Below are 14,630 nucleotides of genomic sequence, written 5' to 3' on the forward strand. Positions count from 1 at the left end.
GTAAGAGCGGCAAGGAGATGACTATGCGACCCGGACAGCATCGGCAGGCAGACGACGCTACGAGGTCGGCTGCCCGGCTCAAGGTGGGGTTCGTTCTGGCGCGATCGTTCACGCTGTCCGCCTTCGCACTCTTCGTGGACACACTGCGGCTTGCCAGCGACGAGCAGGATCGTTCCGGAAGGGTCCTTGCCGACTGGCAGGTGATCGGCAGCACGCGGCATCTGATCACCGCGAGCTGCGGCGTCCAGGTCGCTCCGACGTCCGATTTCGTCGATCCGTCACGCTTCGATTACATTGTGGTCGTCGGCGGTCTTCTGACGGTGGAGAACCCTGTCGACCAGGCGACCATCGCTTTTCTCAAGCAGGCGGACGCCAAGAAGGTGCCGCTGATCGGCGTGTGCACGGGCTCGTTCATTCTCGCTGCGGCCGGCCTGATGAAGCGGCATGACTCCTGTGTGAGCTGGCTGCACTACAAGGAGTTCCGGGAGCGGTTTCCCGACCTCAGCGTTCGTTCCGACCGGCTCTTCAATCTCGACCGCCAGCGTGGGTCTTGCGCCGGCGGCAGCAGTTCAGCCGACATGGCGGCGCTGTTGGTCAGGAAATACATCAGCCGCGACGCCGAACGAAACGCGCTGGAGGTGCTGCAGATCGAGAGAGCCCGCGCACCTGCGGACGTCCAGCCCCGGCGTCCGCTTTACGACGATTATGACGATGCCCGCGTCAAGGCGGCGATGATCACGATGGAGCAGTTCGTCGACGGCAGCATGTCGATCGAGAAGCTTGCCGGCACGGTTGGACTCTCGCGACGGCAGTTGGAGAGAATCTTCATCGACAAGACGGGCATGTCTCCTGCCAAGGCCTATAGTCGTGTTCGTATGGAGCGGGCGAAGTCGATCCTTGCCCAATCGAAGGCGCCTCTGATCGAGATCGCGCTTGATGTCGGCTTTGAAAACGCCTCGCAGTTCACGAGAACGTTCAAGCGCACATTCGGGCAAACGCCTTCGCAGCATCGCGCGGCCGCTTTGAGAGCGCACTGAAACGTCGACAGCGCGGGCCCGATTCAGATCTCCTCCCACGGAAAACTGTCCAGCCGCTCCGCTCCCCTTGCAGTAATCAGAGCCTGAGTTTCCAGTTTGATGCTCTCGGATCCCGCCTCGGCAATCAGGCTTTCGACGTTCAGCACCATGCCCTCCTCGATGATGCCGCTGAAATCAGGGTCGAAATCCGGATGCAGAAGGATGCCCGGCCATTCGTCCGCCATTCCGGTTCCGTGCAGAGCAAGCGTGTATCGATAAGGCTGGTATTTTCCCGGAATCCGCCACGACAGTTCGTTGAATTCCGCGAAGGTCATGCTGGGTTTCAGGATTGCGAGATTGTGCTCGATCTGATCCCTGGCAGCGGCATAGAGTTGCTTCTGCTTGGCGTTCATCGCGACGTGCCCTGCTGTCCACGACCGCGAGAGGTCGGCGCAATAGCCGTAGGGTCCGATCATGTCGGTGTCGAAGGATATCATGTCGCCGCGTTTGACCATGTAGTCCGAACATTCCTGATACCAGGGGTTTGTTCTGGGGCCTGCGGTCAAGAGCTTGGTCTCCAGCCACTCGCCGCCGCTGCGTGCGTTTTCGAAGTGAAGCTCGGCCCAGATCTCTCTTTCGGTGCGGCCCGGCTCGGATACCTCGTACATCCGCGCCATGCCTGCTTCGCAGACACGGATCGTCCATCTCATCAGCTCGATCTCGTCGGCGCTCTTGATGGATCGCGCCCGCTCGGCCAGTTCCTGGCCGTCTAAGAGCATGAAGCCGCGTTCCCGCAGTTCGAATGCGCCGGCGGGTTCGAGCCTGTCCACCGCCACGCGCTTGTTGCCGCCATTGCTGCTCAAGAGATCCGCGACCTCGTCGGCCCAGGCTTTCAGGCGGGGTTCCATAAGGTTCCCGGATGTGAAGAATATCCAGGATTTCGCCGGCCGGACCTCGTCGATACCGGGAAGCCTGTCATTGACATGTTCGGCGCCTTCGAATTCGAAAAGTATCGCCGGACCATCGGCCAGGATCAGAGCGTAGCGCGAGGCGTTGTGCATCGTCCAAATGCTCATATTCGATGAATCGAAGGCATATCGGATATTGACGGGATCGTAGAGAAGCAGGGCGCCGCAATCCCATTCGCGCATCTTCATGCGCAGACGCTCCAGGCGATAGCGGCGGGCGCGATCGAGCGTCGTCGCCGGCAAAGGACTGATCAGAGGCCGATCCGCTCCCTCGGGATTGAGATAGGCCTGCTTTCGCTCGTCCTTGAAGACGGTCGAGCCGGTCGGCTCGGCGGAATCGCTTTCGTCTCGCAGCATCCGAGTGGGTCCTTCCTGGCTATGCGTGAGGCGGGTGGCCGGCTCAGCGTTCGATGACCAGATCGCTGAGCGGCTTCGAGCAGCAGGGCAGGAAGAAGCCGGCGTCGATTTCCCTTTGGCGGATTCCGCCATTGTGGTTCATGTCGACCGTGCCTGACGTAAGCTTCGACTTGCAGGTGCCGCAGACGCCATTCGCGCAGGACGACGGGATCCTGACACCTGACTTCTTCGCGCATGAGAGCACGCTCTGGTCGGCTGTTACCTCGATGCTGCGGGCCTGCTTCGAGAAAGTGACCTGAAAGACCTTGGCGACTGCCTCCTGAACCGCAGGGATTTCCGGTTCGTCGATGACCGCTGCGTCGAAGCTTTCCTCCAAATAGTTCGAGCCCGGCACGCCGAGTTCGGCGGCAATGCCGCGCGCGGCGGCCATGAACGGGGCGGGGCCGCAGCACATCACGGTCCGTTCGGCGATATCGGGAACCGCAAGCCTGATATAGTCTTTCGAAATGCGACCGGTCAGACCGGGCCAGGACGGTTCGCCGGCCACGGTCTCGGGAAGGAAATGCAGGCGGACGCCTTTCAGCCTGCGGGCGATGCAGGCCAGTTCGTCGCGAAAGATCAGGTCCTGCGGCGTCCGGCCTGCATGCATGAAGACGATGTCGGCGGGTTCGCAGCTGTCGGCGAGTTCACGCAGAATGGACATGACGGGGGTGATGCCGGAGCCGCCCGACAGCAGCAGAAGCTTACGTCCCGACCGCTCGGGCCTGACGAAATGGCCAAGTGGGCCGTTCGCCTTGACGGTCGCCCCGGGAACCAGCATGTCATGAAGCCAGTTGGAGATCTTTCCGCCGGGCACGCGCTTCACCGTCACGGAGAAAGCGTTCGTCCGATGCGGCGAGGAGGAGATGCTGTAGCACCTGTTTTCAGCCTCTCCATTGTGTTCCAGGTCGAACAGAAAATACTGGCCGGCCTTGAACGCGAACCGCTTGCCGTCGCGCGAAGCGAAGGTGAAGGTCTTGACGTCATGGGTCTCCTGCTGGACGTCAAGGCAGACGAGCGCGTCGTCTTCTTCCGGGTTCCAGACGTCGTGAAGGGCGGCCCTGGCTACGGGCATCTGCGGGCTCCTAGTATCCATGGGCGCGCATCCGATCGATGTACCAGCTGGCGAACTTGTCGAGGTTCGTCTCGGAAAACCGGGAGTAGGGGCCTGGCTGATATGCTGGGTCGAGAGTGCCTGCATGGGAGCGCGCGACGAGATCGGCGTCCTGGTCCGTCGTCGCGACCCAGACATCCGTCAGCTTGTCGAGATCGTAATCCACGCCTTCGACGGCGTCCTTGTGGACCAGCCACTTGGTCCTCACAAGCGTCTTGCCGGCGGAGAGCGGAATGACGGTTGCCACCACGGCATGGTCGCCCATGAAGTGGTTCCAGCTGTTGTGGCCCCAAAGATGCATGTCGCCGAGATCCTTGCGGGTCATGTGGCCGAGAAGCTTGGAGGATGCGGCGGTGGCGTTGTGGGTCTGGGATTCGCCGGCGCCTGCGATGATCAGCCGCTGGGTGCGGAAGTTGGTGGCGCAGTCGGCGAGCTGCTCGACCGCAGCCGAGGGGAAGCCGTCCGACTCCCACGCCTTCGTCCGCTCTTCATACAGCCTGAAATGCTCCTCGGCCTGTTCGCGATCCTCCGGGCTCAGCGTCTCGGGGTCGAAGCCGAAGTCGAGATCGACGAAGGAGACGCAGAGCTCCGGATGGTTCGCGGAGCAATGGTAGCATTCACGATTGTTTTCCATCGTCAGCTTCCAGTTGCCATTCTCGATGACATCCGTTTGGAAGGCAACCTTTGCGTTCCGGATGTCGTAAGGGGCGAGGCGCTCGGTCATGGCCTGTTCGAGGCGAGCGATGTCCTCGGGCGGATTGTCGGAAAGACAGACATAAATCAATCCGCCGATCGACTTGAAAGTGACGGGCTTGAGGCTCCGACACTCCTTGTCGAAGTCCTTGCCCATGTGAGGCGCGTAGCTGAGCTCACCGGTCAGTTCGTATGTCCAGGTGTGATAGGGACAGACGAGTTTCGAGACGATCGTCTTGCCCGGATCGAGAAGGCGGGAGCCGCGATGGCGGCAGACATTATGCAGGACGCGAATTTCTCCATCGTCGTCGCGCAGAAGGATCAGGCTCGTCTTGCCGATATCGATCACCGTGGCGTCGCCGGGTTCGGGGACATCGCAGTCGAGACCGACACAGATCCAGTGATTGTGGAAGAAGACGTCGATGTCTGCTTCGAACACGTCTTCTCTGACGTAAAGACCTGCCGGCAGAGAGTGACCGTTGGCACGAGCGTCGAGAAGAGCCGAAATGGACGATGGGAGCTTGTTTAGCATCAGAACCTCTTATGCGAGAGTTTCCCCAGATTGCCCTTGCAGTTCCGATGTTTCAACGGCATAAAAAATTAGGTTCGCATAAGTTTTTATCATGCGATGAGGGTTCTGTGATGCACTTTAGAAGACGGATCCCGTCGCTGACGGCCCTGGTGACCCTGGAGGCGGTGCTCAGAAAGAAGAGCTTCACCACGGCTGCGACCGAATTGGGTGTCACCCAGGCGGCGGTCAGCAGGCAGATTGCATTGCTGGAGGAGGAATTCGGCCAGCCCTTATTCGTGCGCAAGCATCGAGCGATCGAGCCGACGGCGGCATGCATCAACCTCGGAGCCACGCTGGCCAAAAGCTTTGCCGATATTGCCGAGGGCGTGGAAGCGCTCCAGTCGCGCAGCCAGGACGTACTGACTATAGGGGCGACCGTTGCGTTCTCCTCTTTCTGGCTGCTGCCGCGGCTGGCCGAATTCCGCCGGGCGAACCCGGGTATTCTGGTGCGGGTGATATCCCAGGACAGCCCGATCGCTCTCGACGACGGCGAAGTCGATGTGGCAATTCGATATGGTGTGCCTCCGTTCAGCGATAGCACCGTCATCGCCTCGCGCGGCGACGTCATTTGCCCCGTCTGCTCTCCCGACTATCTCAGGCGACGCGGAGATGGTCCGCTCGGCTCTGCCGACGAATTCATCGAAACGGACGTTCTCGATCGTTCCTGGTATAGCTGGGCCCAGTGGTTTTCGCTGACCGGCGCCAACCTCAATGTAAAGCCGTCGCTTCGGTTCAACCACTATACCGAAACCATCGCTGCCGCGCGCGCAGGGCAAGGCATTGCCTTGGGATGGCGTATGCTGGTCGGCACCTTTCTGGAGGATGGAACCTTGATGCAGATCGGCGGCGGCGAGCTTGCGGCGGAGGATCGTTACAATGTGATCGTGCCCGTCAAAGCCAAGCGAAGCAATGCACGCGACCTTGCCGCCGCCTGGCTGACGGCATCACTGCACGGTTGATCGAAGCGTGGTCACATACCCAGCCCCACGGTTGCCGTCCGGTGAACGCCTTTCGGGACGAAGGCGAAGCGATCTGCCAGGCCCAGGAAGTCGGCCGCCAGGTGAATGACGGAAAGCCACATTTCCGTCCCCTGCAAGCTCGGTTCACTACCATCGGCAAAGGGGAATCCTTCGCCATCCCGCCATCTATCCAGCGCCCTTGAGATGAGCTTGCGGGCGATCGCCTCGCCGTCGGCCCGTCTGTAGTCGGTCTGCCGGGCAATCAGCAGCAGAGGATGAATCGTATCGAGCAGGTTGCACGCATTGTATTTTGCCGCAACGAAGCCCTTGTGGTTGCGGTAGTTGAGGTGAACCGTTTCGAGTGAGGCGTGCGGGTGGGGAAGTGCCACGCCGAACTGGGCGTAGGTGCCGCGCGTCAGGCGATAAAAGCCGTTCACCGGTTGAAGCCATCCTTCCGCCGCGGTCGGTTCACCCCAGAGCCCCGAAACGCTGTTGGCATTGTGGCTTAGCCACTCGAAGAGCGCCTGCCGTGAATGCCTGACGCCGAAATACTTCGCGTTGAAGTACATGGCAGTTCCGATCGCATCGGCCACGCTTCCGGCGTGCCATGCCCGGGTCGACCAGGGCAGGGCGCTCAGCCATTCATCCAACTCCCCGGCCTCGAGCTCGACTGCATGGACCGGTTGGCGCGGACCGGAACCAAGCAGTTCAAGCGCATAGCCAACCGCAAGGACGTTATAGAGCGCCTTTGGATCATCCCTCAGCGCCTTGCCATGCATGCGGGCATGTTCTTCCGGGAAAAGGCCGGTCTCTCGGTCCTGAAGATCTTGGAGACGCTCGACGGTCTCCGCCGCATCGAGATCGGGCGGCAGATGGCCGAAGCCGGCAGCGATCTCGATTGCATCGCAGAGATGCCGGATCGCTGGTCTGCTGATGCCGTCTGCTTCCAGCGATTGATAGGTCCCTTGCGTTTTCCAGCGTGCCAGAATGTCCGGCCACTGGTCTTTCGCTTTCTGACCGAGCCTGACCAACTGATCTTCGATGTCGCCATTGCCTGTTTTCCGGGGTGCCGAGCCTCGGCTCCGCAGCACCCGGGCGGGCACGCCACCGGCAATCGCCATGGCGGGAATGTCCCCCGTGACCACCGCTCCGGCGGCGATCACCGCACCATTTCCAATCGTGGCGCCATCGAGGATCACAGAGTTGGCGCCGATCCAGACATCGTCGCCGATCGAAATGCCGATGCTGACGACGCCCTGGCGGTGTATAGGAATGCTCGGATCGTCGAAGCCATGATTGAAGCCGACGAGCGAGGCATGCGAAGCAATCCGCACGCCATTGCCGCACGTCACCGTGCCGGAAACGCAGGCATAGGGATTGATGGTGCAATCGTCACCGAGGGTTATATCGCCGCGAACGAGCGCGTGCCCGGCGATCCACGACCGCTCGCCCATTGTCAGGCTTTCGGTGAAGATTGCGGCGTGCTCGGCGATGTAGGACGTCTCGGCCAGCTGTGCACCGCATGATCGCCAGAGTTCCGCCCTGCGGGCGAGGTGAGCGGGATGACGAAGGTCAGACGCAACGTGTTCCCAGGTCAGGTATTGAAGCCTGCGCGCTTCCCTCTCTTCGCTCACTGACGATTGCGGGCTGCCGGCGTGATCCATCTCGATCCTCATTCTAGGTCAACCGCCGAATATTCGTCTGCCTTCGGCGATCCGTTGCCTCGCTGCATAAGACGGCCTGGTTCGTCCAAAAGCAAGACTTCCGACAATGGCGGCGCAGCCCTCGTTGAAATGGCTCCAATTGCTTTGATCGGGTCCGGCCTCCCGGCGACCGATGTGATCGCAAGTGTCCGTACGATGGCCCCTCATAGCGGCTTGCCATGCGGGCGGTCGATGCGGCTCATGTCCGAATTCGCGATTTGCAGAGACGTGATGCACGCGCACCGATTATCGGCCGCGTGCTGAGCCATCTGGAAACCTCGATGTCGAGTTATGCCGCGTTCAGAAGTTCAGCGCTCACCGGCATTCCCATGTGAAAGCCCTGGGCGCGGTCGATGCGAAGATCCTTGAGAAGGGAATATTGGGCTGCAGTTTCGACGCCTTCCACCAGGATTGTATTTCCACGATTGCGGATGAGAACAATCATGTCCTGAAGCATCGTCAGACCGCGTGGGTTCGAGCTGTCGTGCAGGAAGGTTCGATCGACCTTAACTGTCTGAAACTCGATTGCCCTCAGCCAAGAGAGGCCCGCGAAGCCGGAGCCGAAGTCGTCAAGCCAGATTTCGATGCCGAGTGCACGCAGATCGGCAATGCATTTGAGCACCTCCGACTGCATATCCATGTCCAGGCCCTCGGTGACTTCCAAGGCTAGTCGCGACCCGCAGACCCCGCACCGAGCAAGGATATCAGCGACACTGGCGGCAAAGCCGGGGGAGCGCAGCTGTATCGGCGACACGTTGACGCTGACGGTCGCCATGCGATCGGTCATCAGTATATCCCGGCATGCCGTCTCGATCGCCCACCTGCCCAGTTCGAGGATAGCGCCGCTTCGCTCTGCAACCGGGATGAATGTCTTCGGCGAAACCGCCGTGCCATCAGGCATCCTGAGGCGCATCAAAGCCTCGACAGCCCTTGCTTTCCCGTTCGTCACGTCGAAAATCGGTTGGTACACGAGCGAGACCAGTTTGCGATCGATGGCGGCCGCCAGCAGGGGCACGAGTTTACCGGCATAGTCGTCGGGGCGAGGCAGCAGCGGATCAAAACTGCGAATGCAGTTTCGGCCGCTTGCTTTGGCATTGTAGAGAGCAAGGTCGGCTTCACGCACTATTCGTTCGACTTTCTCGCCAACTTTCTCGCGGGTGAAGGCGACGCCGATGCTGACAGTTACGATCGACATATCATCCGGTCGCTCATCGTGAGCAATCGCGAGAGACTCGACTTCCATTCTGATCTTTTCGGCGACAGCCATCGCGACCTTTGGAAGGGCCGCAGGCATGACCACGATGAACTCCTCGCCGCCATACCTGCCGATCATGCCATCGGAAGACTCTACAATCGCCTTCAGCGCATTGGCAATGACAGTCAGACATCGGTCTCCTTCCTGATGTCCGTAACGATCATTGAAGCGTTTGAAAAAGTCGACGTCGATGAGGAACACGGAGAAGTCGCGGCGTTCGTCTTTCCAAGCGGCCCAGCATTCGTCGAGCCGCCGATCCAGCGCGCGTCTGTTGCTTATGCCTGTCAGGTAGTCGGTATGTGAAAGCTCGAGCAGTGACCTTCCGCGCTCGGACGCTTCCCAGTGCTGGTGGCGAGCCTCCGCCGCATTCAGCAACACGTTTCGGCGCTCCACATTCAATCGCCAATTGACGAAAGACGTGAAGGCAAAGCACGAAATGTAGAACAGCCCGAAAGCGAGCGTGTAGGTTTGGCTTGAAGGAAAAAGTTCCTCGATCGTAATGAAAAACGCGCAGAGAACGAGCCCGGAGGTGATCACCGAAAGCCGAAACGGGAAACTGAAAAACAGGTTGGCGCCCATCATGAAGATGGCGCCGAATATCATGTAGTAGGACATGGCAGTGACGTCGTGGGTGGCAATCGCCGGGTAAAGCCAGGCTACATAGCCCACAAGCAGTGCAGTGGCGCACGTAATGTCAAGCCAGACGGTTTTCGCATTTGCCAGCCGCAAGATTTCGAACGCCAGCAGGGCGATCGTCGCAACGGCGAATCGGGCGGCGATCGTCGCAGGGGCAACATCGGGGATCAGCCAACGGTCGGGAAGTGCGAAGGCCACATAGACGGCAACCGCCATCCAAAGACCGTGCCGCGAGCTCTGCCTTCGGACAGCATCATTTTCAATTTTCAGAGACTTGATGGCCTCGGCGAATGAAATGCCGGCGGTTGGTTCGTCCCGCTGGACATTATCGCAAGCCGCGATCATGCAACGACGCCGACCCGAAAGCCATCTAAAGTATGTTGAAAAGTAAGCCATACTTCGGCGCCCTCCAAAATCGCATTCGGCAACTTGCAACCGGTTTGTCTTATTGCTTGGCTTTGTTAGAGGGGTAGCATCGGACCCGCAAGAGTAGAATTACCCTTATCCCGTGTAGATTCTAGTCGCATCCTATTTCGAGGTTGATTATGCTTAACGCTATGTCAAGAGGATCTCGAAATGGAACAAAGCCTGGTATTCGACGGTGAAAGTCTTGTTGCGCCTGGCGAAATTCGGCGGGTGGCAAGGAGGGTTGCTGCCCCGGATCCCGGCGATCTTATCGTTGCCCAGGCCGAGCTTGCCCTCAGCCTTGACGTGTCGATCCGTCAGTTCAAATCCGGCGTCGAGCCTCATGTGATCATCGAGCGTCTTACCGAAGCCTTGCATCAGATGCGGCGGCGCTTTCATCCAGAGGTGTGGGACGTCATCGTTCCGATCGCGCAATCTCATCCCGTTGCTTACTATCTTCATCAAGATCCATTGACCCGCTGGTCGTTTGAAAAGCCGCGCGGCTATTCCGGCGACGCACGTCTTCTCGATTTCATCTACGGCAGACCTGAGATTGAGGACGCCGTCGCATCAGCGAGCGACTTGGGACGTTCGATCTACGGCTACACTCGAAATGCTTCGTCATCCATCGCAGTACGGGAGCGTCGAGACATTCTGGCTCGCCGCGTTGACGAAATCGCTTCGGTCCGGCCGGGTTCCACCGAAGTCCTCGCGATTGCCGCCGGGCATCTTCGCGAGGGGCCGTTGTCGCACGCTCTGAGCGCCGGCGCGATCAGACGCTGGGTAGCTTTGGATCAAGACCCGATCAGCGTTGGAACCGTCGCCCGCGATTTCGCCGGCACCTCCGTCGAAGCGGTGAACGGTTCGGTCAAATCCCTGCTCGGTGGAAGGCATTCGTTGGGAATGTTCGATTTCGTCTATGCCGCGGGTCTCTATGACTATTTGCCTGACGCGGTAGCCGTAAGGCTGACCAGGAAGTGCATCAGCATGCTTAAGCCTGGCGGCACATTCCTATTCGCCAACTTCTCTCCGGAGACGGACGTCGATGGCTATATGGAGACATTCATGAACTGGGCCCTGCTGTTGCGGTCGGAACGAGAGATGGGCTTGATCGCCGGCGAAAGCACGACTGGGGCTGATATGAAGGTTTCTGTTTGGTCCGGCTCAAACCGGAGCATTGTCTACTGTGAAATTCAAAGACCGCGTTAGGTCGCACGTTGGCTCGGCCTGAAAAAAAGAGTCCGCCTGGAAAGGGGGCGTTGCTCCTATTTGCGGAAATTTATAATCATTGGGTTCTTCATGCTTGGGAGGAAAGCGATTTCAGATTTCCACCCAAAACGCCCTTGTCAGATGCGTTCAATGCGGACCGGATACGCGCCGCGCACCAGCAACGGCCCGAAGCCATCGTCGAAGCGGCCGAGCCGGATCAACCCGTCCCAGCGGTAATCCGCGTAGAACAGGGCCAGGTTACCCCACGGTTTGAAGTAGCAAAGGTCGCCCGCCTGCTCGTTTCCGAAAGCACCACTGCCTTCTTCGGTCAACTTACGCGGCAGATAGACGATCTTTTCGTTCCTGCCGTAGTCCTCGATCTTGAGGTTTAGGGGCAGCATGGAAGCAAGATCGCGCGCCGACGGATTATCGAAGAGTGTCGCCGTCAGGGGAAGCTTGTTGAAGTCAATCCTGATCCTGACATCTGACACCTTGTGAGTGGTCGAGCTGTGCCCGTCCTGCCCTTGCGCCACGAGAGGGAGGGCGGCGGCCGCCAAGGCTCCGCCCAAAATCGCGCGACGGCTCATGAACGTGGATGTCATCGACATAGCGCGCCTCGCGTCAGACAGGTTGAGCCGTGGGCCGGAACAAGATTTCGTTGATGTCGACATCGTCTGGTTCGTTCACCGCGAAGGCGACCGTTCGGGCGAAGGTGTCCGCGCTGATGGCGATCCTGCTGACGAACTCCTTGGTGCCCGCCTGGATGTCCTTTTCGCTGATGTGTTCGAGCAGTTCGGTACTCACTGCGCCGGGTGAAATGATCGTGGTGCGGATATTGTATGGCTTCACCTCCTTCCGCAGCCCCTCGGAGAGGGCGCGCACGGCGAATTTCGTCGCGCAGTAGACGGTGGCACCCGGATCGACCACATGACCGTAGACGGAGGACACGTTGATGATGTGCCCGGACTTCTGCGCCTTCATGTGCGGAAGCGCTGCTGCGATGCCGTAGAGCACCCCTTTGATATTCACGTCGATCATGCGATCCCACTCGTCGACCTTGAGCCGTTCGAGCGGCGCCAACGGCATCAGGCCGGCATTGTTCAGCATCACGTCGATGCGGCCGAACGCCTTGACGGCGGTGTCGACGAGCTTCTTGACTTGATGTTGATCCGTGACGTCGGTTTGGGCTGCCTTGGCTCTATAGCCTTTGGCGGCCAGCTCCTCAGCCAGCGTAGCGATACGGTCACTACGCCGCGCGCCGAGGACGACGGACGCGCCGCGCTCAGCAAGGTGACGCGCGGTGGCTTCGCCAAGCCCGCTGCTTGCGCCGGTGATGACGACCACTTTGTTTTCGATTCCTTGTGACATGGTGATCTCCATTTTTGAGGTTTCGGAAGGTTTCAGGCGCGGCGGCCGGCGAGTGCGGCGAGGACAGCCGAACCGGCGAGAAGGCAGGCGGCCAGAAGGAAGGTGCTCCACCATCCCGCGGTGTCGAACAGTACGCCGCCAGCGAAAGCGCCGCCGGCAATGGCAAGTTGGATCAGCGCCACCTGCAGCCCACCTGCGGCTTCCAACTCACCGGGGACGATGGCGGCCATCCAGGTGTTCCAGGCAACCGGAATCGGGGTTGAGAAAAATCCCCACATGACGAGCAGGGATGCCGTAACCGCGGCGAACGGCCCGAGAACGATCAGCAGCAGGGCAATGAGCGCAAGAGCACCCGGCAGGCCTACGAGAACGAGGCGGAGGTGCCGCCGGGCGACGAAGCCAATGACGGAGGTTCCAGCCAGTCCACCGACGCCAAGGCCGAGAAGCACCATGGACAGAACATTCAATTCGAGGCCCGTGACGCCTTCGAGGAATGGACGAAGATATATGGACAGCGCGTTCTGGCCGATGAAGGCGAGAGCAGTCGCCGCCATTCCTATCGCGAATGTGCGATTGCGCAGCAACCCGAATATTCTGGCCACCGAGACGGTTGATGTCGCCGGCATCCTCGGCAGGACGACCAGTTGCCAGACGAGCGCGGCAATTCCGATTGGCACCGTGATGAAGAAGGTTCCGCGCCATCCGATCAACCCGCCAAGAAAACTGCCGAGCGGTGCGGCAAGGACGAGCGCGAATGCGGTGCCACCTTGCAGAAGCGCAATCGCCTTGGGCAGGTCACGGTCCGAAGTCAGGCGTGCCAGAATAGCCGTCGACAGCGACCAGAAGCCGCCGATCGAAACGCCGACCAGGGACCGCCCGACGAGAAAGACTAGGAAGTTGGGTGCAAGGGCAACCGCCAAACTCGATACAACAAGAACCGCCGTATAGAGCAGGACGACAGACTTGCGGTCGATCCTCGCCAGGAATGCATTGCCGAAAAGACTGGTGATAACCGCAAAGACTCCCGACACGGTGATCGCCAATCCGGCTTGCCCCTCTGACACCGAGAGATCCGTGGCGATTGGAGTCAGAAGGCTCACAGGGAGAAATTCCAGCCCCACCAGCAGGAAAGTGAGAAGCGAGAGACAGGTCACAGCAGACCATGAGGTCGCCGTGTCGTCCGTCAGTGAGGTCTCATCCAATGTCAACTCGACGGTCATGCATGTTCTCCTGTCCGTTGCCAGATAGATAGCCGGACTGGTTTTGCTCGACTAGAAGCTATAATCTGAATGTCGTGATGAAGGAGATTCAACAATGCGGCGCGACGAGTTCACGGAAATGCGTGCGTTTCTGGAGGTGGCTCAGGAGCGGAGTTTCACGCGCGCTGCATCAAAATTGGGAGTCACGCGCTCGGCGTTGAGCCATACGATCAGCGCGCTCGAAGCCCGGCTCGGAGTCCGGCTTCTCTCCCGCACGACGCGGGACGTGGCTCCCACGGCGGCTGGTGCGCGTCTCGTGGAAAGCATCCAGCCGCATTTCGAGAGCATCGCCGCCGGGATCAGTGCCCTCGGCGCGTTGCGCGACAAGCCCTCGGGCACAGTCCACCTCGTATGTCCCGATGATGCCGTGGAGCTGGTCTTCCGTTCGAGGCTTCCGGCATTTCTACGGGATTACCCCGATGTCACCGTGGAACTCATCATCGACAACGGTTTCACAAACATCGTCGAGCGCCAATTCGATGCCGGTGTGCGGCTCGGCGAAGCGATTGCGCGCGACATGGTGGCCGTTCGCATTGGACCTGATATTTCCTACGCCGTGGTCGGATCACTTGAGTATTTTGCGACCCGCACTGTGCCTTCGATCCCTCATGACTTGACGGACCACAATTGCGTCAACTTGCGACTTCCGACGTCAGGCGCTCTCTATGCCTGGGAGTTCGAAAAGGATGGCCGCGAGTTCAGCGTTCGTGTGGAAGGCCAGCTCGTGATGAGCAACATAGGGCCGGCGATCAATGCCGCTCTCGATGGCGCGGGGCTGTCTTATGTGCCGAGGGACCTCGTCCGGCAATATTGTGACAGCGGTCAACTGAAGGAAGTGCTGGCGGATTGGGCACCAACGTTCCAAGGATATCATCTCTATTACCCCAGCCGGCGCCATCCGTCCCCTGCTTTCTCCGCCTTCGTCGAAGCCTTCCGCTACCGGCATCGGTAACCAATGATGGAAGCTTTGACGGGATGGTGGAATGAGTACGGCAAGAGTGTGCCGGTGAAACTAAACGCACGCGGTCGGAAAGCGAGAGATGGCTGAACTGCCTGGGGGTCGATTGCTACCCCTGCC

12 protein-coding genes and 1 pseudogene are annotated in these 14,630 nt (G+C 59.8%); 5 read left to right on the plus strand and 8 right to left on the minus strand.

Annotated features, from left to right (window positions below; all coding sequences use genetic code 11):
* Positions 1–23 precede the first annotated feature (23 nt).
* Positions 24–1,037 (plus strand): GlxA family transcriptional regulator, encoded by a 1,014-nt coding sequence (locus N1937_RS25840; RefSeq protein WP_260059238.1) that lies wholly within the window; start codon positions 24–26, stop codon positions 1,035–1,037.
* A gap of 23 nt (positions 1,038–1,060) precedes the next feature.
* On the opposite strand, the gene N1937_RS25845 is transcribed toward N1937_RS25840, so the two are convergent.
* Genes N1937_RS25845 through N1937_RS25855 form a run of 3 tightly spaced genes read right to left on the minus strand, consistent with a single transcriptional unit; the run spans position 1,061 to position 4,719 of the window.
* Positions 1,061–2,341 carry a M24 family metallopeptidase gene (locus N1937_RS25845; protein ID WP_260059239.1) on the minus strand — a complete coding sequence of 427 codons (1,281 nt, stop codon included), beginning with the start codon at positions 2,339–2,341 and terminating at the stop codon, positions 1,061–1,063.
* A gap of 43 nt (positions 2,342–2,384) precedes the next feature.
* The gene (locus tag N1937_RS25850; protein WP_260059240.1) at positions 2,385–3,455 is read right to left on the minus strand and encodes a hybrid-cluster NAD(P)-dependent oxidoreductase; all 1,071 of its coding nucleotides are present in this window, start codon (positions 3,453–3,455) and stop codon (positions 2,385–2,387) included.
* 10 nt (positions 3,456–3,465) lie between these two features.
* Complete coding sequence (locus tag N1937_RS25855; RefSeq protein ID WP_260059241.1) at positions 3,466–4,719, minus strand: aromatic ring-hydroxylating oxygenase subunit alpha; 1,254 nt, start codon at positions 4,717–4,719, stop codon at positions 3,466–3,468.
* A 110-nt stretch (positions 4,720–4,829) separates the two neighbouring features.
* Between N1937_RS25855 and N1937_RS25860 the strand changes: the two genes are divergently transcribed.
* The gene (locus tag N1937_RS25860; RefSeq protein ID WP_260059243.1) at positions 4,830–5,717 is read left to right on the plus strand and encodes a LysR substrate-binding domain-containing protein; all 888 of its coding nucleotides are present in this window, start codon (positions 4,830–4,832) and stop codon (positions 5,715–5,717) included.
* 11 nt (positions 5,718–5,728) lie between these two features.
* Here the strand turns inward: N1937_RS25860 and N1937_RS25865 are convergent, their stop codons facing one another.
* Together N1937_RS25865 and N1937_RS25870 are read right to left on the minus strand one after the other, a co-directional pair.
* The gene (locus N1937_RS25865) at positions 5,729–7,381 is read right to left on the minus strand and encodes an acyltransferase (RefSeq protein WP_260059245.1); all 1,653 of its coding nucleotides are present in this window, start codon (positions 7,379–7,381) and stop codon (positions 5,729–5,731) included.
* A 328-nt stretch (positions 7,382–7,709) separates the two neighbouring features.
* Complete coding sequence (locus tag N1937_RS25870) at positions 7,710–9,707, minus strand: putative bifunctional diguanylate cyclase/phosphodiesterase (RefSeq protein WP_260059246.1); 1,998 nt, start codon at positions 9,705–9,707, stop codon at positions 7,710–7,712.
* A 180-nt stretch (positions 9,708–9,887) separates the two neighbouring features.
* On the opposite strand from N1937_RS25870, the gene N1937_RS25875 reads away from it, so the two are divergent.
* Complete coding sequence (locus N1937_RS25875; protein ID WP_260059247.1) at positions 9,888–10,925, plus strand: class I SAM-dependent methyltransferase; 1,038 nt, start codon at positions 9,888–9,890, stop codon at positions 10,923–10,925.
* Positions 10,926–11,062: 137 nt separating this feature from the next.
* On the opposite strand, the gene N1937_RS25880 is transcribed toward N1937_RS25875, so the two are convergent.
* The 3 genes from N1937_RS25880 to N1937_RS25890 are packed head-to-tail and all read right to left on the minus strand — an operon-like array spanning position 11,063 to position 13,513.
* Positions 11,063–11,533, minus strand: a complete 471-nt coding sequence (locus tag N1937_RS25880; protein WP_222281734.1) for a cyclophilin-like fold protein — start codon at positions 11,531–11,533, stop codon at positions 11,063–11,065.
* Positions 11,534–11,546: 13 nt separating this feature from the next.
* On the minus strand, positions 11,547–12,293 hold the full coding sequence (locus N1937_RS25885; RefSeq protein ID WP_260059708.1) for an SDR family oxidoreductase: 747 nt from the start codon (positions 12,291–12,293) through the stop codon (positions 11,547–11,549).
* A gap of 32 nt (positions 12,294–12,325) precedes the next feature.
* Complete coding sequence (locus N1937_RS25890) at positions 12,326–13,513, minus strand: MFS transporter (RefSeq protein ID WP_260059248.1); 1,188 nt, start codon at positions 13,511–13,513, stop codon at positions 12,326–12,328.
* A 94-nt stretch (positions 13,514–13,607) separates the two neighbouring features.
* Here N1937_RS25890 and N1937_RS25895 point away from each other — a divergent pair, with 94 nt between their 5' ends.
* Together N1937_RS25895 and N1937_RS31600 are read left to right on the plus strand one after the other, a co-directional pair.
* Positions 13,608–14,504 (plus strand): LysR family transcriptional regulator, encoded by an 897-nt coding sequence (locus N1937_RS25895; RefSeq protein WP_260059249.1) that lies wholly within the window; start codon positions 13,608–13,610, stop codon positions 14,502–14,504.
* Positions 14,505–14,600: pseudogene (locus N1937_RS31600) on the plus strand (winged helix-turn-helix transcriptional regulator); the annotation flags it as partial.
* Positions 14,601–14,630 lie beyond the last annotated feature (30 nt).

The sequence above is a fragment of the Rhizobium sp. WSM4643 genome (assembly GCF_025152745.1).
GTDB classification, from domain to species: Bacteria; Pseudomonadota; Alphaproteobacteria; order Rhizobiales; family Rhizobiaceae; genus Rhizobium; species Rhizobium leguminosarum_I.